A 17,097-nucleotide genomic window follows, 5' to 3' on the forward strand; every position below is an offset into this window, starting at 1 on the left:
TTTTGTATTATTTGCGTCGTTACGGCGGAATCTTTTTCTTTTGTTTTGCAGATTTCTTCTATTATTTGCTGTTCTTCAAACTCAATCGGCTCGCTTTTTTGAGTGTCTTTTTTGCCGAGAAGTTTTAGGATTTCTGTTTCGATTTTAGTTGCGGTAAACACATTAGTTGATTTTTTTTGAAAGGGAAAAGTGTCGGGCAACCGGGATTCGAACCCGGGACCTCTAACTCCCGAAGCTAGCGCGCTACCAGCTGCGCTATTGCCCGAATAAAAAAAATACCGCTCATAATGAACGGTACAACGGGATGTACGGGACTCGAACCCGTGGTCTCCGGCGTGACAGGCCAGCGCGATAACCAGCTTCGCTAACACCCCATGTGCTACTGAATATAGCATTAAAATCTTATGTGTGTCAATAGCGTTTTCGTTTTGTGATGAAAAATTTTTTTGCATATAATTTGAAATAAAACTTGAAAATTTGAAAAACTGTTTTATAATATATTCTATGGCTGATACAACTATTATAAATTCAAGTCCTTTGGGGCAGCATTTGGACAAAATTGCGGAATCTCAGCAGGTTTCCTATCTTGTTTTCAATAAGAAAAAAATTCAGATTGCCGCAAAAATCACAATGGGACGCGAGTCCGATAACGATATTGTGATTGACTCAAAGCTAGCAAGCCGTCATCACTGCATTATTCAAAAAATCCGCGATGCCTATTTCTTAAAAGATGAAGGAAGCACAAACGGAACATTTTTAAACGGCCGCAGAATTCCGCCGGATAAATACGTTAAGCTTAATGCTGGAGACAAACTTACAATTGGCTCTTCAAATCTTATAATGGGCTAGAATGTTTTCAAAAGAAGAGCTGGATTGTTTTAGAAATCATCTGCATGAAATAAACGACTCAAATTCTTTTCCAGAAGAATGCGAATTTCAGCTCTTTTTGGACAAATCTTTGTCTACACTCGAAAATGAATGTCCGTCTTACAGACCTGTAGGTTCTGACAGCAAGCCAGGCGGACTTCTTGATTTTTCAACTGAAAAAATTCCTTCTATAATAGTTCCTGATATTCATGCGCGCGCAGATTTTCTTTTAAAGCTTCTTGATTTTAAAATTGAAGATGAATCAGTTTTGTCTCTTCTGAATGATAAAAAAATTTTTGTTGTTTGCGTTGGAGATGCGTTTCATTCGGAGAGCCGCGGTTATGACAGGTGGGTTGCGGCTTACAAAGACTGGTCAATGGATGTTTATGCCGGCCAGCCTATGCAGGAAGAAATGAAAGAAAATATTTCAACTCTTATGATTATCATGGAGCTTAAAAACAATTTCACTGAAAATTTTCACTTCTTAAAAGGAAACCACGAGAATATTTTAAATGAAAGCCACCACGGAAACCTTGCATTTAGAAAGTTTGTGCAGGAAGGAAGCATGTGCTGCGATTTTATCCGGCAAGTTTACGGCGATGTGATTCTTCATTTGATAAGCCTGTGGGAAAAAGCTTTGCCTGTTTGCGCTGTGTTCTATGATTTTGCTGTGAGCCATGCCGAGCCTGCCTTTAGTTTTTCAAGAAAGCAAATTATTGATTACCATAAAAATGACGATGTTGTTTTAGGACTGACTTGGACTGCGAATGACACGGCTGAAAAGGGAAGTGTAAAAAAGCTTTTTAAGAATTTGAATCCTTCTGCAAAAAGAAGCGGTGTCTTGTGGTTTGGTGGCCATCGTCCTGTAAAAGACGGAAAATATTTGCTGCGTCAAGATGGAGCTTATTTGCAGCTTCATAATCCAAATGAAATGAATGTTGCTATTGTTGTTCCTGAAAAAAAATTCAATCCTGAAACTGACATAAAAAGTGTTATATAAATAAAGATAGGAGAGTCCAATGGAAAGCGAAACAATTGGAAAGTACAAAAACTGCACAAAAATTGCTACAGGCGGAATGGGTGCTGTATATCTTGCGACTCATCCTGAGTTAAAGCGGAAAGTCGTTATAAAAAAGCTTATTTTAAAAAGCGGCGGGGCTGCAATCCGTGAAAGATTTAAAAGAGAGGCTCGGATTTTAAGCGAGTTGTCAAGTCCTTATGTTGTGCGGATGTTTGATTATTTTACTGAAGGCAGAGCAAACTATATTGTGCTTGAATTTGTTGATGGAATGTCGTTGGACAAGCTTATTGAAAAACAGGTTTCTCTTCCGCCTGAACTTGCGCTTTTGATTTTTCTTGATGCCTGCCTTGGACTGAAAAATGCTCATTCAAAGGATATTGTTCACCGAGACATAAAGCCAGGAAATATTCTTATTTCAAAAAGAGCTGAAGTAAAGCTTGCTGATTTTGGAATTGCCAGTGATGAAAAGGATGAAGTTGAAGAGCCAAAGAAAACTGTGGATTCTGATAAAACTGTTGTTTCTACAAAAAACAGTTCCATAACGCAAGCCGGCTCTACACTTGGAACTCCTGCCTATATGTCTCCAGAACAGCTTATGGATTCAAGTTCTGTGGATGTCCGCGCTGATATTTATTCAATGGGCGTAATGCTTTATGAAATGGTTACAGGTTCTAAGCCTTATGCGGGAGACATGGCTCCAGAAACAATTGCAAAAATAAAAAAAGGAAAATATATTCCGCCGCAGAAAATTGTAAAAAATCTTCCGCCTGTTGTGAAAACCCTTATTAGAAAAATGATGAAGCCTGAGCCTGAAAAGCGTTATAAAAACTTGGATCCGGTAATTGCAAAAATCCGACGCTACTTAAAAAATTATGATACACACGCAATAAGAGTTTCGCTTGCGCAGGCAATAATTTCTTCTAAGACGATAAAGTTTCCTTCGTATATTCCTAAAAATTATAAAGCTAAACGGATTGCGCTTGGTGGTTTTGCAGCTTGTGCTGTTGCGCTTCTTTTTTGCGAGGCTTGGAATTCTGGAATTATTCATAGAACTGTTCTTAGAAATTGGTTTACTCCGGTTTCGTTGTCTATGCTTATGCCTTCGACTGCCAGTGTAAATGCAGATCTTCCTGCGCGCGCATTTTTCTTTGTTAATGATAATGACGGAATTCCGGAAGTGCCAAATACCCGGAGAGTTTTTTCAGTTGCAAAAAATTCTTCCAAAGGAAAAAATCTTGAGTATGTAACAAAGGATGTTTTTCTTCGTCCGGGAGAATACAGGATAAAAATTGCGGAAGGACCTTATGTCTGGTGGAAAAGCATTTCTGTTGGAAAAGAAAAAATCCTTATGAATCTTGATTTCCTGAAAAATGCGAGCCGTAATATAACTGTTCATTTTTCAGCTGTGGACTGCGAAACTGGAAAAGATTTAACTAAAAGTTCCCAGTTTAGAATTCAAGTCGGCTCAAAGTGGATTGATTCTTCTAAAGTTGATTTTTCTAAATTAAAAACAGGAAACGTTTATAAATTCCTTATGATTCATGAAGGTTATTATGATGAATATTTCAGCCTGCTTATTGACTGGTATCAAGATGAGCTTTTTATAACTGGAAACATGAGGAAAAAATGATAGCTGGAAGAATTGTGTGAAAAAATTTTTGCTTGTTTAAGTTTTGTATTTTTAGTTAGTTAGGAGGAGCTCTTGGGAAAGGTTTATCTGCTTATAAAGCCAGATCTTTTAAAAGTTTGCAAATATCTTGCGCTTCGAATAGAAACTTTTGGCAGCGATGTAAAAATTTTCTTAAAGCCGCATGAATTTTATGTGGCTTTGAAACTTGTTGAGCCGGGCGCGCTTGACTACGTTTTGATTGATGTCCGCACATTTCAAATTGATGTTTTTAATCCTTATGTTGAAATGTCCATGATGCCGAATCCTGCGCCAGTTGTTGTTTTTAATGATCCTTTTCCAGAGCTTGACAAGATGACTGCATTTTGGATTTCAAAAAATAAAACTTATCTTGTTCCGCGGATTGCTCCTGAGCGCATAGATAAACTTGAAGACACATTCTTTTTAATTGAAGTGTTTTTAAAAAGCGAGCGGTTCAATAAATATATAAATGTAATAAACCGTCCTGAAACTTTTTTAACAGAAGAAGAAAAACTTTTGCAGCTTGATTTAGAAAAATTTCAGGTTGTTCATAAAATTCCGCCGTCAAGATTCAAGGTTTTTAAATATCTTCATGAACGACTTGAAAAAGAGGTTTCTGAAAAGGAACTTATATCGCTTTTATTTGGAAGCTATCTTCCTGAAAAAAGAGCCGTTTTGTTTTCGTATATTTGTGAACTGCGAAAAGCCTGCCGAAATGAAAAGTCTGTAAAAATCCGCATAGACAGAGAATACAAAGGTCATTACTCAATGAGAATTACTCTGCCTGCGGAAAAAATAAAGTCGATGAATGACAAGAAAAAAATCAGCGGATATTGGCTTTTATAAAAGCAAGTTTTAAATCCTTTAGTTTTTCTGTCATGGAAACTTTGTAAATATGCGGATTCAAAATTCTCTTGAATGAAGGATCTAACGTTTCAATTTCTTCCATCATTCTTCGTCTGCTTATTTTCAGCTGTTCGGAATCAGAAAGGCGAGGTTCTGTTCTTTTGCCGTTTTCAAGACGTTTTTTTAGCATTGGCTTTATTTGTGAGGCGGTAAATGAAAACTGCCTGTAGTCAACCATCGGATGAAAGTATCGGTATTCTTTTCCGGCTTCTAAAGTTTCCTCTTCAAGTGCCAAAATGTCAGCGCGTGCCATTCCTTTTTCATCATAAAGCCTGAACACATTTTTTATTCCTGGATTTGTGTTTTTTGAAGGGTTGTCGCTGAATTTCATTGTAGGAACAAATTCATTTCCGTTTTTCTTTGCGGCAAGCTTATAAACTCCTGTAAAGCTGGATTCCGTTCCGCCTGTTACCATGTGAGTTCCAACGCCCCAGCTTGCAATCGGCGCATTCTGCTGAACGAGAGTTTCGATTATTTCTTCTGTTAAGTCATTAGAAACACAAATGAATGCCTGCGGAAATCCTGCCTTGTCAAGTTCTTTTCTTACTTCAGCTGTTAAGTATGAAATGTCTCCAGAGTCAAGTCGCACACCAAAGTTGTAGCCTTGCTCAACAAGTTTTGCACCCGCCTTTATTGCGTTTTTTATTCCGCTTTTTAAAGTGTCGTAAGTATCGATCAGAAAAATTGTCTTATTTGGATAAAGTTTTGCATAGGCTTCAAATGCTTCAAGTTCACTTGGAAATGACATTACCCAGGAATGCGCCATTGTTCCCATTACAGGAATTCCGTAAATTTTTCCTGCAAGAGTATTGCTTGTTCCTGCCGCTCCTCCAATGTATGAAGCTCTGGTTGCACTCATTCCGCCGTCTGGACCTTGTGCTCTTCTAAGACCAAATTCCATTACATTTCCTTTTTTGCTTGAAAGCCAGACTCTTGCTGTTTTTGTTGCAATCAGGCTTTGGAAGTTGCAAAGATTCAAGACAAGCCCTTCAATTATCTGAGCTTCAATTAAATTTGCGTGGATTCTTACAAGCGGTTCCTGCGGAAAAATAACCGAGCCTTCTTCAAATGAATATAAGTCGCCGGAAAATTTAAAGTCTTTTAGATATTCAAGAAAGCCTTCTTCAAAAATGCCTTGGTCTCTCAAATAGAAAATTTCATCTTCGTCAAAAGAAAAATCTTCAAGAGAATCCAAAAGAGGCTCGATTCCTGCAAAGACACTGAATCCGCCGTTAAAAGGCTGTCTTCTGAAAAACATATCGAAGACAACCTGATGGTTCATGTTCTGTTTCCAATATCCCTGCGCCATTGTCAGTTCATAAAAATCTGTGAAAAGTGCGCTTTTGCTGAATGTTGAGTGCATAATCGTCCTCCAAAAATATTTTGCTTTTGGACGGTTTTCTTTAGAGTGCACAGACAGCATCTGCTGAACACAACCGGCGTCCTTTTTTTAGAATAACATTTTGCGCTTTAAAATTCAATTGCTGGGACGCTTGCAGAATTTGTAAGTTGCCCAGGCACCAAAATATCGTCCTATAAATCTGCTTGCTGCTGCCTTGAATTTCCATTTGAAAAATTTCATGGAATAAAGTTTTCCTTTGCGTGAGCATTTTATTGCATCCATTACAGTTTTTTCAGGTGAAAGTCCGTGCCGAACATTTTTTCTTGCACCTCTTGAAGCGACATCTGCAAATTCCGTGCTTACAGGTCCTGGACACAATGCTGTAACTTTTATTCCTTTGTGTTTTAATTCTGCTGCAAGGGCGACTGAAAAACTTAACACGTAGCTTTTGCAAGCTCCATAGACTGCAAAGTTTCCTAGCGGCAAAAAAGATGCAAGGCTTGCAACGTTTATAATCCGTGAGCCATTTTGCATGTAAGGAAGCGCAAATCCTGTTATTCCTGTTAGGGAAGTGCAGTCAAGGTCAATCATTTCCATTTCGCGCATTGTGTCAGTTTGTACAAACTCGCCGTAAGTTCCAAAGCCTGCGTTATTTACAAGAACATTTATTTTAAAATCGCCCTTTGATTTTTCATTTTCAAAAAGCTCTTTGATTTTTAAAGCTCCTTGAATTCCTGAAATATCGATTGGAAAAATTTTTACTTTTGGAAATTTTATTTTTTCTTGGAATGATTCATTTTCAATTTGAGTTTTTAATTCTTCAAGCCGCTCTTTTCTTCTGGCTACAATCCAAAGTTCGTCGCTGGAAAGTTTTTCAAATTCCGAGCTTTCACGGGCAAGCAGTTTTGCAAACCAAAATCCCATTCCGCTTGAAGCTCCTGTTACAATAATGATTTTTTTCATATTCTGATTGTAGCAGTTTTTTTTTACAACTCCAAGACGAAACGATAGACTTAAATTAAAAGCTAAATTATAATTTCTGCCATGAAAAATGTTGCGCTGAAATTTCTTGCATTGCTGCTTGTTTTTTTTCCTTTGTATTCAACAACTCCTGCTGAAAAAATTTGGGACAGCCTTTCTGAAATAGAAAAAATTTCGCAGATCTTTTTAGTCAATGTTGAAGGCAATGAAACTTTTCATCCAGTTGAATTTCTTGAAGATGGAACAGCGGTTGTTCCAGGCGGAATTATTTTATTTTCTTATAATATTGGAAATTCAAAAAATCAGCTGAAAGATTATATTTTTTCAATAAATTCTTTTTATAAAAAAAACAAAAGTCCGCTTCCTTTTATTGCAGTTGATCAAGAAGGCGGGGAAGTTAACCGGTTAAAAAAAATTACATCGCATCTTCCGTCTGAAAAAAAAATCAGCGAAAATTATACATTGCAGGAAGCAAACTCCATTTACTCAAATCAGGCTATTCAAATGAAAGAGCTTGGAATCACGATGAATCTTGCGCCTGTTGCGGAAGCTAAAATTGAATCAAATAAAGTGTTTTTAGGAACAAGAACTTTTGGCGATGTTCCAAAGTCAGTTGCATACAGCATGATTTGCGTAAGAGCTTATGAAGAAAACGGAATTGCTTCTGTTGCAAAACATTTTCCGGGAAATGCGAATTCAGATCCTCACACGGGCTCTGTAGAAATAACGCTTTCGCCTTCTGAAGTTTTCAAAAGTTTTATTTTTCCATTTGCATTGATTTTAAAATCGAATCCGTCGTGTGTTTTGGTGAGCCATGCAAAGGTAAATTCTCTTGATGAAAATCCGGCTTGCATGAGCAGTTTTTGGATAAAAGAAATTCTTCAGTCGTATCTTGGCTTTAAAGGTCTTGTGCTAAGCGATGATGTTTTTATGGGGGCGCTTTCTAATTCTCCTCCAGAGCAAGTTGCCGCAAATGCCATAATCTCTGGTGTGGACGTGATTATGCTTAGCGAAAAAAAATTTCTTTCAGTTGCAAAGTCGCTTTTAAATCTTGCTGCAAACGATAAATTTTTTGCAAATCGTCTTTGCGCGGCGGAAAAAAAAGTGCTGGACTTTAAATTAGAAAAGGGGATTATAAAAATTGAAGAAAACTAAAACGCAAAAAGTTTTTGGCCAAATAGCATTTGAGAAGTTTTATTCTGAAATTTTTGGTGAGCGTTGGGAAAACTTAAAGGCTTCTCTTGACACAGAAACTTTGCACGCAGAATTATCATATAAAAATTGTGAAAGTTATTTTTTAGATCCTGCAAGTATTGTCGCCGCCTTGTGTCTGCCTGTAAAAAATTCTGAAAAAATTCTTGATCTTTGCGCGGCTCCCGGCGGAAAAACTTTAGTTTTGGCAGGAAACAAAAATGATGATGCTGTACTTTTTTCAAATGAACGCTCTCCTTCAAGAAAAGTCCGCCTTTCAAAAGTTGTGGAATCTTCACTTCCGCCTGAGATTTCTTGCAATGTAAAAGTCAGCTTAAGTGACGGTGCTTCTTGGTGCAGACGTGAATCTGAATGTTATGAAAGCATTCTTTTGGATGCGCCGTGTTCAAGTGAACGCCATGTTTTGAATGATAAAAAATATCTTGAGCAATGGAGCCCTTCAAGAATAAAAACAGTTTCAATGGAGCAGTGGGCGCTTCTTTCTTGCGCATACAGATTGCTGAAAAAAAAAGGCTTTTTATTGTATGCAACTTGCGCTTTGTGTCCACAGGAAAATGACGGAGTTGTTTCAAAACTGCTGAAAAAATTTCCAGATGCAAATATTGTTTCAAAAAATTTAATGAAAGAAATTTTCGATTCGAATAGATTGTCTATAAAAGCTGATGTTTTGTGCCCACAAGATTTTTCCCTTGAAGATTATTTTTTGTTTGCAGAAAAAACTGAATTTGGTTTTCATATTTTGCCAGATAAATCTTTTGGTGCAGGACCGATTTATTTTTCTTTGATAAAAAAATCATAGCGCAGTAATTTTTTTCAAGTTGCCTGAATTAATTGAATTTTGTTTTGAATTGATTTATAATTTTATAAATTGAAAAAAGTAAAGGACGTTGAACTATGTCTAAGCACGAAAGGAAACAGAGTCTTATAACGGAAATAGAAGAGCAGCTTAAAGAAATCAGAGACGTTGATATTCTTTTGGAAAATATTTTGACTGGCGCGCGTAAAATCGTCAATGCCGATGCTGGTTCAATTTATGAGTACGACAGCAAGGAAAACAAGCTTTGGATTCGTTATAGTCAGAATGATACAATGCAGAATCAGCTTGCTCCAGGAGAAAAACTTTCGTACACTTCTTTTTATCTTGTTCCTACAAATCAGTCTATTTCTGGCTACTGCGTTCTTTCTAAAAAACTTATAAATATTCCAGATGTCTATAATTTGCCTGAGTTTGTCGATGACGAAAAAAAAGAAGTAAGGCTTTTTGAATTTAATTCGGCGAATGATGAAAAAACTGGCTACCATACAAAATCAATGCTTACAATTCCGCTCATAATGACAAATGGAAAAGTTCTTGGGATTCTTCAGATTATAAATGCCAAGGATGAAGACGGAAATGTTATTCCTTTTGACAAGGATTCTGAATTTTATATTTCCCAGTTTGCTGCAAAAGTCGGTTCGATTTATGAATATGCTTATCTTACAAGGCTTAATGTTGACCGTCTTGTAAAAACCGCCGGATTCCGCGATCCAAAAGAAACTGGCGCGCACGTTGAAAGAGTTTCCCGCTTTTCTCTTGAAATATATGACCGCTACGCTTCTAATAAAAAAATTCCAGAAAAAGAACGAAACAAATTCCGTGATAATCTTCGTCTTGCCGCAAGATGCCACGATGTAGGAAAAGTTGCTATCCCAGATGAAATTTTAAAGAAGCAGGGAATTCTTGATGAAGATGAGCGCGATATTATGAAAGGACACACTTGCGTTGGCGCGCAGATTTTTACTCCAGTCGAAAACGATTTGGATATAATGGCACGCGATGTCTGTCTTCATCACCATGACCGCTGGGACGGAGGAAACAAAGGCTATCCTGGAAACTTTGACTACATGGATTATATTCCCGCAACAAAAATGCCGCATGAAATTGAGCAGGCTTTAAAAGAAGATAAGATTCCACTTGCAGCAAGAATTGTTTCTCTTGCAGATGTCTATGATGCGCTCCGCCACAAAAGATGTTACAAGGCTGAATGGAACGTTGAAGATACCTTTAATGAAATTTTAGAGCAGCGCGGTCATCAGTTTGATCCGGAACTTGTAGATGCCTTTATGCAGATAAAAGACCGTTTGGAAGATATTAATAGCGCAATCAGTTGAACTAATTTTCAAGAAGGGCAGAGAAGGCGCTTTTGAATTGCTCAAAGTCTTTTCCGCTGTAATTTTTCCATTTTCCGCCAGTTGAAACTCCAAGGCTTTTCATTTGAATGCTTAGCTGCCGTTCTTCTATAAGATATTCAAGATTTTCTTTATTGAAAACAGTTCCCTTGTCATTCATAACTGGTATTTTTTTATTAAAAATTCTTTGCGCCAAAATTAAGTCTCTTGTTACAACTATGTCACCCGGCTTGGATTTTTCCACAATAAAATCATCTGCGGAATTTTTTTCTTTGGAGCATATTTCCATTTTGAAAAGCGGATTATTAAATGCAAAAGGAATATTTTTATTTGCGGCAAAGATTACTTTGAGATTTTTTTTTACCGCCGCATTTAAAATAAATTCTCTTGCATTTTTTTCGCATGAATCTGCGTCAACAAAAATCATTCCAATGCTCCGCTGATTTTTTCTATTATGCTCTGTGCGATTCTCTCTGCTTTTTCATCATCTTCAGTTGGAACTGATTTTGAAAGAAAAATAGACTTTTGTTTTTCCTTGTAAAGTTCATCTACAAGCGCAATTCCAGATAAAATGCTTATCTTTAAAGGATCTTTTACGCCGGAAGAATTTTTTATGGATTCTGTGATTTCTTTGTAATAAGATAAAAGTTTTGCAAGATAGGCATCGTCTTCTGAAGCCTGTGCGGAAAATGATGCTCCGAGCAATTCAATTTGAAGTTTTCCCAATGCAGTTTTTCTCCTGCGTATTAGAAAATATCAAACTGTCCGTTTAAATCTGTCTGCGGTTCAGACGGATTTTCTTGCTCATTGTTTGATTCTTCCTGCTGGAAAATCTGAGGCTCTGAAACAACTGTTTGCTCTGATGATTGCTGCTCAGAAACTGTATTTTCTTTCTGTGGAATTTCGTTTTGAACTGGCTGTGCTTCTGAAGAAGTTTCACTGCCAGTTTGTCCGCCTTGACCGCTAAGAATTGCATCCTCAACAGAGTCAAGACGGTTTAATGTCTTTAAAATGCTTTCCTCAATCTTTGCCTGTGTTGATTCAATAGAAGAAACCAGCTCCGTTTTTTCAGAAAACGCTTTTGTAAGCTCGGCGCATTTACTACGCAAAGCATCGTTTTCAGATTCAAGCTGCGAAACTTTATCATTTAGTGAACTGATTTTTTCAACAGCGGCTTCTACTTTTTCCTGCAACAACAAAACTTGATCGAGTGTAATCATTTTTTATGCCTTTACTGCGTTTTTTGCAACTTCAACAACAGCTTTGAATGCAACTGGATCTTCGATAGCCATATTGCTCAATGCTTTGCGGTTGAGTGTAACACCAGCTTTTACAAGACCGTCAATAAAGCGGCTATATGACATTCCTTCAGCGCGAACTGCCGCATTGATACGAGCAATCCAAAGGCTTCTGTAGTCGCGTTTTTTGAGTTTGCGTCCAACATAAGAATGATCAAGTGCTTTTACAACAGCGTCTTTTGCAGCTTTGTAATTTGATTTTCTGTCGCCTTTAAAGCCTTTTGCAAGCTTCAAGAGTTTTACACGGCGGTTTTTACGTTTTGTTCCATCTATCGCTCTAGACATCTTTTACTCCTAAAATCAGCCGTATGGAAGCTGCTGTTTGCGGATTCTTGCTGCTGAATCTTCTGAAAGAATTCCTGCATGGCGCAAGTGCATCTTTCTTTTTGGTGATCTCTTTGTCAAAATATGACGAAGATTCATTTTCTTGTACTTAATTTTTCCAGTACCAGTTAAAGAAAAACGCTTTGATGCGGATTTCTTTGTTTTCATCTTAGGCATAGTTTTACCCCTGCTTTTTGACTTTTGAGTTCAAGGTCATAGACATGAATCTGCCTTCCATTGCGGCTGGCTTTTCAATTGCATAAGAACCTTCAATAAGTCTTTTTTCAACTTCTTTCAGTACATCATAACCGAGTTCAGTATGAGCAAGCTCACGTCCGCGGAAACGGATAGTTACTTTCACTTTGTCACCCTCGTTTAGGAATTCCTGAACATGCTTTGCTTTCGTGTCAAGGTCGCCTGCGCCGATTTTAGGCTGCATACGAATCTCCTTGAGTTTGAGTACTTTTTGGTTCTTTTTGGAGTCACGAAGCTTTTTCTCCTGTTCGAACTTGTACTTTCCGAAATCCAGTATTTTACAAACCGGCGGATTTGCGTTTGGCGAAACTTCTACAAGGTCGAGGTCTCGATCCTTTGCCATTCTGAGGGCTTCAATTGTAGGGACAATTCCCTTCTGTTCACCTTCATCATCAATGAGTCTGATCTCCCTTACGCGTATCTGTTCATTTACGCGCATACCTTTGTTGTCTGCCAATTATCCTCCTAGAGTATAAAATACTCGCATAGCATAAAAAATATTTTATCAGAAATTATAGAACTGTGTCTAGTGAATTTTCTTTGCTGAATGTGATTTTATGGAAAATAAATGTTGCCGCGATAAAAATAGCTACAAGCACGATGTGTGCAAATCCGAATATTTTAAAATACCACAAGGTTTGAATTGCTGGCAGTGCTGATGAAATTAAAACAAATGCAATTGCTAAAACTGCAATTTTGTTTTTTTGCGCGGATTTTATGCTGACTTTTATTTTTAAATACAACGCCTGTGCAGAAAACGCTGTGCAAATAAAGAGAATCGGATTTTCGAATAAAAAGAAAAATGAATGTTTTTCAGGGCTTGAAATCGATATATATGGAAGAAAAATTGCATAAAATGATGCTAGCAGCGGAAAAGCTGTTGTTGTTTTGTATTTTTCATCATCTTTTGAAAAAAAATCCCATAGCGCAAATAAAATTACTGGCGGGAAAAGTGTAGCTTTCAGTATATGCAGAAAATGCTCGAAAAATCCCGATGTGGCAACGTATGCTGAAAAAATAAAATATTCCTTGAAAATTGTCGAGACAATTCCAGCTGTAAGTCCGATTGCAATAGGAGCAAAGAAATTTTTGAAGCTATATTCAGTGTGAGTGCAACAGTAAAAAACAATTGCCGACGGAATCGATAAAATTAAAAATGAGTACATATTTAGCTAGTTTAGCGGCAAAAAACTTTTTTTTCAACAGTTTCATTATTGAAAGATATTGAGCGCATAAAAAAACGGAGAAACTTCATATAAAATGAAATTTCTCCGTATGCAAAACATTATTTCTTTACTGGACTAGTCCAATGCATGTCCTGCTGAACCAAGAACGTCAATGTTTTTGTGCATGTACATTTTCTTGAGTTCTTCGCGTGCTGGTCCGAGGTATTCGCGCGGGTCGAATTTGTCTGGGTGTTCTGCAAAGAATTTGCGTATTGCTGCTGTCATTGCAAGGCGTCCGTCTGAGTCGATGTTGATTTTGCAAACTGCTGACTTTGAAGCCTTGCGGAGCTGCTCTTCTGGAATTCCGACTGAATCAGGAATTTTTCCGCCGTACTGCTCAATGATTCTTACATATTCCATTGGAACAGAAGATGAGCCGTGGAGTACGATTGGGAATCCAGGAAGCTGTTTCTCAATTGCTTCAAGAACATCAAATGCGAGTGGCGGTGGAATAAGAACGCCGTCTGGACTGCGTGTGCACTGCTCCGGTGTGAATTTGCATCTTCCGTGTGAAGTTCCGATTGAGATTGCGAGTGAGTCGCATCCTGTCTTGCTTGTAAAGTCAACAACTTCTTCCGGCTTTGTGTAGTGGCTTTCTGCTGAAGCAACTTCGTCTTCAACACCTGCGAGAACGCCAAGTTCTGCTTCTACAGTAACGTAGTCTTTCTGTGAGTGTGCGTATTCAACAACTTTTTTTGTAACAGCGATGTTCTCTTCGTAAGGAAGTGAAGAGCCGTCAATCATTACAGATGAAAATCCGTTGTCGATACAGTCTTTTGCAACTTCAAAGTTAGGACCATGGTCAAGATGAAGAACGATCGGAATATCGCATCCAAGTTCATGTGCGTATTCAACTGCACCGCGAGCCATATTGCGCAGAATGTACTTGTCTGCATAAGCTCTTGCGCCCTTTGAAACCTGAAGAATTACTGGCGATTTTGTTTCAACGCAAGCTTGAATAATTGCCTGCATCTGTTCCATGTTGTTGAAGTTGTATGCTGGAATCGCATATTTTCCTTTCATTGCCTTTGCAAACATATCTTTTGTGTTTACAAGTCCAAGATCTTTGTAACTGTACATATTAGCTCCTTGTATCCGGAATGTTCGGACTTTTAATAAGATAAAACATTTAAATGCAAAATTCAAGACTGAAAGTGAATTGCAAAATACTTTATAAATCATTTGACAAAAAATGATTGTGTAAATATAATAAACGTTGAAAATTTAGTTGATTTTTTTTTAATCAGTTAAATAAAATAAAACTTGGCGATACATGAAAAACAATCGTACTCAAGGAGATTTTTAATGAAAAAGGGCGTAGTCATTTTAGGTAGCCTGATTCTTGGACTTGCATTCTGCGTGCCGGCAGTAGCTCAGCCAAGCTCTAAGGCTGTTGAAACAATTGTTATCGACAACTTCGATACAGATATGGAATGGTCTTGGGCTGTTCAGTCTAGCCGTTTCATTGCTGAAGGCTATCCAATTTTGAAAAAGTTTGAAGGAATTCCAAATTCACTGATTCCTTACCACAAAGATTCTGACCCTGCCGCTATGGTCTTGGGTGTAAAGGCAAAATATGACCGCAAAGGCGATAACTGGTTTGAAGTTTATCCTTCTAAAGATGACGCCGCCTATGAAATTCCTTTTGTAGGAACAGTTACACAGGTTGACTTCTGGGTTTGGGGTGCAAACTACAATTACAGACTTGAGTTCCTTATTCGTGATGCAGACGGCCGCGTTCATGCGCTTAAAGCTGGAAATCTTATGTTCAATGGCTGGAGAAATGTTGTTGTAAATATTCCTGGATATATCCGCCAGCATTCAAGATTCCGCTCTGGAAGACCTAACATGAGTTTTGTTGGATTTAGAATTCGCTCAGATGCAAATGAAGCTGTAGATGACTATGTTATTTATTTTGATCAGTTGAAATACACAACAAACACTCTTGCAAACGTATATGATGGATATGCTTTGAAAGATGCGGATTTTGGCGAGTCAGAGACGTCATCTTCTGGTAACACAGATAATTCAGAGACAACAGTTCAATAATAAAATAAAGGTGGAATACAAATGAAGAAAATAAGTTTTGCTGTTTTAGCGTTGGCTGCTGTTTTTGCTGGAACTGCTTTTTCTCAGACAGACAGCCTTTCTGAGCCGGACGCATCAAATATCGGAAACGACAGTGCTCGTCAGGCTCTTCGCGAGGTGAGTGTAGACCGTTTTGAAAGAGAAGGTTCTTGGAATGTTCATATTTCTTCTGATAACGGTGTTATTACAGGACGCTTGTTTGAAGGAAGCCCTGCTGCAAAAGAGGAATTGAATGACTCTGGAAATCAGCAGATTGAAGATACAAAAGTTCTTGGCGTTAAAGTTGAATTTTTCCGCCGTGGCGTAAATTCTTTCTATATCACAGCTGCCCGCCCGATTCCTATTGAAGGTGTTACAAAGACCGTTTCTGTTTGGGCTTGCGGACGCAACATGGGACATCAGCTCTGGCTTTTGGTTCAGGATTATAATGGAAACAATTTTGAAATCTGGATGGGTTCATTGGAATTCAGCGGATGGAAAAAGCTTACAACGGCTATTCCTCCTTCTCCAGACAGCGAGCATGGAATTGTTCAGCAGAGTGTGTACCACGGAGACAAACCTGGACTTCGCATTGTTGGATTCCGTGTAGACTGCAACCCTATGGAAGCAAGAGGCGCTTTCTATATGTATCTTGATGACATGAGAGCTGTAACAGATCTTTATGACCTTGAAAATAAAGATGAAGATGATATGATGGATAACTGGTAGTCTTTTTCTAGTTGTTCAATAGGCTGTCCTAGAAGTTGTTTTGGCTTCGTAAAGGGCAGCCTTTTTTTATGCAAATTAACAAGGAAAATTTATGATTCAAACTGCAAATAAAAATGCGATTTCTGCGGCAAAAAAACTTCTTGAGTATCTTTATGAAATTTCCGGAAAGAAAATCATAACAGGTCAGCATACGCAGACTGTTCCAATGGAAGAAATAAGCTACATAAAATCAATTACAGGAAAAGAGCCTAAACTTAGAGGATTTGAGCTTTTGTCTTATTCTCCAAATATAAATTATGCTGAATCCGATTCAGAGTGCCTTACCGAAGTTGAAGAAAATAAAAATACAGTGGAGCAGGCATTAAAGTGGGCTAGCGAAACTTCTGGCATTTTAACTTTTACTTTTCATTGGTTTTCGCCGCTTGGAGGAAAAGGGAAAAGTTTTTATTCAAAAAATACTGATTTTGATGCGGAAAAAATTCTTATTGAAGGAACAGAAGAAAGAAAAAAATTCTTTAACGATATGGATTCAATTGCGGAAATTCTAAAAAAATTCAGCAATATTCCTGTGCTTTGGCGTCCTTTTCATGAAAGCTACGGAGAATGGTTTTGGTGGGGAGCAAAAGGCCATGTTGTTGCCGGCAAGCTCTATGAAATTATGTTTGACTATTACACGAATGTTCATAAGCTGAATAATTTGCTTTGGGTTTGGAACAGCGATGTAAAGGAAGCGTATCCGGGAGATGACAAAGTTGATGTAGTTTCAATTGACGTTTATCGTCCTAAGTACGAGCCGACAGATTATTCAGCTGAATATTTAAAGCTTTGCGAAGGCTCTTCAAAAAATAAAGTTTGCGCTCTTGCGGAAGTCGGCTACATTCCTGATGTTTCAATTCTGGAAAAAACGCATATTCCTTGGGCCTATTATATGACTTGGTCAAAAGAGTTTTGCATCGGCGAAAAATACAATACGAAAGAGTCACTTCAAAAAATGTACGAAAGTCCGTATGCTGTAACTCTTTAATTGTTTCTTTTTGGGAATTTATATATAA

Annotated in this window: 20 protein-coding genes and 2 tRNA genes; 10 read left to right on the top strand and 12 right to left on the bottom strand. The window is 37.8% G+C overall.

What is annotated here, in order from left to right; translation table 11 throughout:
• Positions 1-192 precede the first annotated feature (192 nt).
• Positions 193-265 (bottom strand) — tRNA-Pro (locus B4C08_RS08595).
• Positions 266-300: 35 nt separating this feature from the next.
• Positions 301-374 (bottom strand) — tRNA-Asp (locus tag B4C08_RS08600).
• 130 nt (positions 375-504) lie between these two features.
• On the opposite strand from B4C08_RS08600, the gene B4C08_RS08605 reads away from it, so the two are divergent.
• From B4C08_RS08605 to B4C08_RS08620, 4 genes are all read left to right on the top strand, one after another.
• Positions 505-849 carry an FHA domain-containing protein gene (locus tag B4C08_RS08605; protein WP_013701244.1) on the top strand — a complete coding sequence of 115 codons (345 nt, stop codon included), beginning with the start codon at positions 505-507 and terminating at the stop codon, positions 847-849.
• A 1-nt stretch (position 850) separates the two neighbouring features.
• Positions 851-1,867, top strand: a complete 1,017-nt coding sequence (locus B4C08_RS08610; RefSeq protein ID WP_296664498.1) for a metallophosphoesterase — start codon at positions 851-853, stop codon at positions 1,865-1,867.
• Between the two features lie 19 nt (positions 1,868-1,886).
• Complete coding sequence (locus tag B4C08_RS08615) at positions 1,887-3,518, top strand: serine/threonine-protein kinase (RefSeq protein WP_296664501.1); 1,632 nt, start codon at positions 1,887-1,889, stop codon at positions 3,516-3,518.
• A 72-nt stretch (positions 3,519-3,590) separates the two neighbouring features.
• A complete protein-coding gene (locus B4C08_RS08620) occupies positions 3,591-4,382 on the top strand; it encodes a hypothetical protein (protein WP_296664503.1) in 792 nt (263 codons plus the stop codon).
• Here the strand turns inward: B4C08_RS08620 and B4C08_RS08625 are convergent.
• Together B4C08_RS08625 and B4C08_RS08630 are read right to left on the bottom strand one after the other, a co-directional pair.
• Complete coding sequence (locus tag B4C08_RS08625) at positions 4,360-5,805, bottom strand: nicotinate phosphoribosyltransferase (protein ID WP_296664505.1); 1,446 nt, start codon at positions 5,803-5,805, stop codon at positions 4,360-4,362. The genes B4C08_RS08620 and B4C08_RS08625 overlap by 23 nt on opposite strands.
• Before the next feature lie 114 nt (positions 5,806-5,919).
• Positions 5,920-6,747, bottom strand: a complete 828-nt coding sequence (locus tag B4C08_RS08630) for an SDR family NAD(P)-dependent oxidoreductase (RefSeq protein ID WP_296664507.1) — start codon at positions 6,745-6,747, stop codon at positions 5,920-5,922.
• Between the two features lie 81 nt (positions 6,748-6,828).
• On the opposite strand from B4C08_RS08630, the gene B4C08_RS08635 reads away from it, so the two are divergent.
• The 3 genes from B4C08_RS08635 to B4C08_RS08645 all read left to right on the top strand — a co-directional run bounded on the left by B4C08_RS08635 (position 6,829) and on the right by B4C08_RS08645 (position 10,128).
• Entirely contained in the window at positions 6,829-7,920 is a 1,092-nt protein-coding gene (locus B4C08_RS08635) for a glycoside hydrolase family 3 N-terminal domain-containing protein (protein ID WP_296664509.1), read from the top strand.
• Complete coding sequence (locus B4C08_RS08640) at positions 7,907-8,776, top strand: RsmB/NOP family class I SAM-dependent RNA methyltransferase (protein ID WP_296664511.1); 870 nt, start codon at positions 7,907-7,909, stop codon at positions 8,774-8,776. The genes B4C08_RS08635 and B4C08_RS08640 overlap by 14 nt, the downstream gene beginning before the upstream one ends.
• A 95-nt stretch (positions 8,777-8,871) precedes the next feature.
• Entirely contained in the window at positions 8,872-10,128 is a 1,257-nt protein-coding gene (locus B4C08_RS08645; RefSeq protein ID WP_295797034.1) for an HD domain-containing phosphohydrolase, read from the top strand.
• A 1-nt stretch (position 10,129) separates the two neighbouring features.
• On the opposite strand, the gene B4C08_RS08650 is transcribed toward B4C08_RS08645, so the two are convergent.
• From B4C08_RS08650 to B4C08_RS08685, 8 genes are all read right to left on the bottom strand, one after another.
• Positions 10,130-10,573: a DUF188 domain-containing protein gene (locus tag B4C08_RS08650; protein ID WP_296664514.1), complete on the bottom strand. Its 444-nt coding sequence runs from the start codon at positions 10,571-10,573 to the stop codon at positions 10,130-10,132.
• Positions 10,570-10,872, bottom strand: a complete 303-nt coding sequence (locus tag B4C08_RS08655; protein ID WP_295797031.1) for a cell division protein ZapA — start codon at positions 10,870-10,872, stop codon at positions 10,570-10,572. The genes B4C08_RS08650 and B4C08_RS08655 overlap by 4 nt, the downstream gene beginning before the upstream one ends.
• Positions 10,873-10,892: 20 nt before the next feature.
• Positions 10,893-11,366 (bottom strand): hypothetical protein, encoded by a 474-nt coding sequence (locus B4C08_RS08660; RefSeq protein ID WP_296664516.1) that lies wholly within the window; start codon positions 11,364-11,366, stop codon positions 10,893-10,895.
• A 3-nt stretch (positions 11,367-11,369) separates the two neighbouring features.
• Positions 11,370-11,729 carry a 50S ribosomal protein L20 gene (rplT, locus tag B4C08_RS08665; protein WP_013701256.1) on the bottom strand — a complete coding sequence of 120 codons (360 nt, stop codon included), beginning with the start codon at positions 11,727-11,729 and terminating at the stop codon, positions 11,370-11,372.
• 15 nt (positions 11,730-11,744) lie between these two features.
• Positions 11,745-11,945, bottom strand: a complete 201-nt coding sequence (gene rpmI / locus B4C08_RS08670) for a 50S ribosomal protein L35 (RefSeq protein WP_295797028.1) — start codon at positions 11,943-11,945, stop codon at positions 11,745-11,747.
• A gap of 4 nt (positions 11,946-11,949) precedes the next feature.
• Positions 11,950-12,480 (bottom strand): translation initiation factor IF-3, encoded by a 531-nt coding sequence (gene infC, locus B4C08_RS08675; RefSeq protein ID WP_296664519.1) that lies wholly within the window; start codon positions 12,478-12,480, stop codon positions 11,950-11,952.
• 55 nt (positions 12,481-12,535) lie between these two features.
• A complete protein-coding gene (locus B4C08_RS08680; protein WP_296664521.1) occupies positions 12,536-13,189 on the bottom strand; it encodes a hypothetical protein in 654 nt (217 codons plus the stop codon).
• Positions 13,190-13,324: 135 nt separating this feature from the next.
• A complete protein-coding gene (locus B4C08_RS08685) occupies positions 13,325-14,329 on the bottom strand; it encodes a class II fructose-bisphosphate aldolase (protein ID WP_295797023.1) in 1,005 nt (334 codons plus the stop codon).
• Positions 14,330-14,554: 225 nt separating this feature from the next.
• On the opposite strand from B4C08_RS08685, the gene B4C08_RS08690 reads away from it, so the two are divergent.
• The 3 genes from B4C08_RS08690 to B4C08_RS08700 all read left to right on the top strand — a co-directional run bounded on the left by B4C08_RS08690 (position 14,555) and on the right by B4C08_RS08700 (position 17,069).
• Entirely contained in the window at positions 14,555-15,298 is a 744-nt protein-coding gene (locus tag B4C08_RS08690) for a flagellar filament outer layer protein FlaA (RefSeq protein WP_296664523.1), read from the top strand.
• 21 nt (positions 15,299-15,319) lie between these two features.
• On the top strand, positions 15,320-16,045 hold the full coding sequence (locus B4C08_RS08695) for a flagellar filament outer layer protein FlaA (RefSeq protein ID WP_295797019.1): 726 nt from the start codon (positions 15,320-15,322) through the stop codon (positions 16,043-16,045).
• A gap of 91 nt (positions 16,046-16,136) precedes the next feature.
• Entirely contained in the window at positions 16,137-17,069 is a 933-nt protein-coding gene (locus tag B4C08_RS08700) for a glycosyl hydrolase (RefSeq protein WP_296664526.1), read from the top strand.
• Positions 17,070-17,097 lie beyond the last annotated feature (28 nt).

The sequence above is a fragment of the Treponema sp. UBA753 genome, from assembly GCF_002297325.1.
Lineage (GTDB): Bacteria > Spirochaetota > Spirochaetia > Treponematales > Treponemataceae > Treponema_D.

Excerpts from the sequence above, each read along its gene's own strand:
- B4C08_RS08605 (WP_013701244.1), top strand. The coding sequence starts at position 505 with ATGGCTGATACAACTATTATAAATTCAAGTCCTTTGGGGCAGCATTTG.
- B4C08_RS08610 (WP_296664498.1), top strand. The coding sequence starts at position 851 with ATGTTTTCAAAAGAAGAGCTGGATTGTTTTAGAAATCATCTGCATGAA.
- B4C08_RS08615 (WP_296664501.1), top strand. The coding sequence starts at position 1,887 with ATGGAAAGCGAAACAATTGGAAAGTACAAAAACTGCACAAAAATTGCT.
- B4C08_RS08625 (WP_296664505.1), bottom strand. The coding sequence starts at position 5,805 with ATGCACTCAACATTCAGCAAAAGCGCACTTTTCACAGATTTTTATGAA.
- B4C08_RS08630 (WP_296664507.1), bottom strand. The coding sequence starts at position 6,747 with ATGAAAAAAATCATTATTGTAACAGGAGCTTCAAGCGGAATGGGATTT.
- B4C08_RS08635 (WP_296664509.1), top strand. The coding sequence starts at position 6,829 with ATGAAAAATGTTGCGCTGAAATTTCTTGCATTGCTGCTTGTTTTTTTT.
- B4C08_RS08645 (WP_295797034.1), top strand. The coding sequence starts at position 8,872 with ATGTCTAAGCACGAAAGGAAACAGAGTCTTATAACGGAAATAGAAGAG.
- B4C08_RS08650 (WP_296664514.1), bottom strand. The coding sequence starts at position 10,573 with ATGATTTTTGTTGACGCAGATTCATGCGAAAAAAATGCAAGAGAATTT.
- B4C08_RS08660 (WP_296664516.1), bottom strand. The coding sequence starts at position 11,366 with ATGATTACACTCGATCAAGTTTTGTTGTTGCAGGAAAAAGTAGAAGCC.
- rplT (WP_013701256.1), bottom strand. The coding sequence starts at position 11,729 with ATGTCTAGAGCGATAGATGGAACAAAACGTAAAAACCGCCGTGTAAAA.
- rpmI (WP_295797028.1), bottom strand. The coding sequence starts at position 11,945 with ATGCCTAAGATGAAAACAAAGAAATCCGCATCAAAGCGTTTTTCTTTA.
- B4C08_RS08680 (WP_296664521.1), bottom strand. The coding sequence starts at position 13,189 with ATGTACTCATTTTTAATTTTATCGATTCCGTCGGCAATTGTTTTTTAC.
- B4C08_RS08685 (WP_295797023.1), bottom strand. The coding sequence starts at position 14,329 with ATGTACAGTTACAAAGATCTTGGACTTGTAAACACAAAAGATATGTTT.
- B4C08_RS08690 (WP_296664523.1), top strand. The coding sequence starts at position 14,555 with ATGAAAAAGGGCGTAGTCATTTTAGGTAGCCTGATTCTTGGACTTGCA.
- B4C08_RS08695 (WP_295797019.1), top strand. The coding sequence starts at position 15,320 with ATGAAGAAAATAAGTTTTGCTGTTTTAGCGTTGGCTGCTGTTTTTGCT.
- B4C08_RS08700 (WP_296664526.1), top strand. The coding sequence starts at position 16,137 with ATGATTCAAACTGCAAATAAAAATGCGATTTCTGCGGCAAAAAAACTT.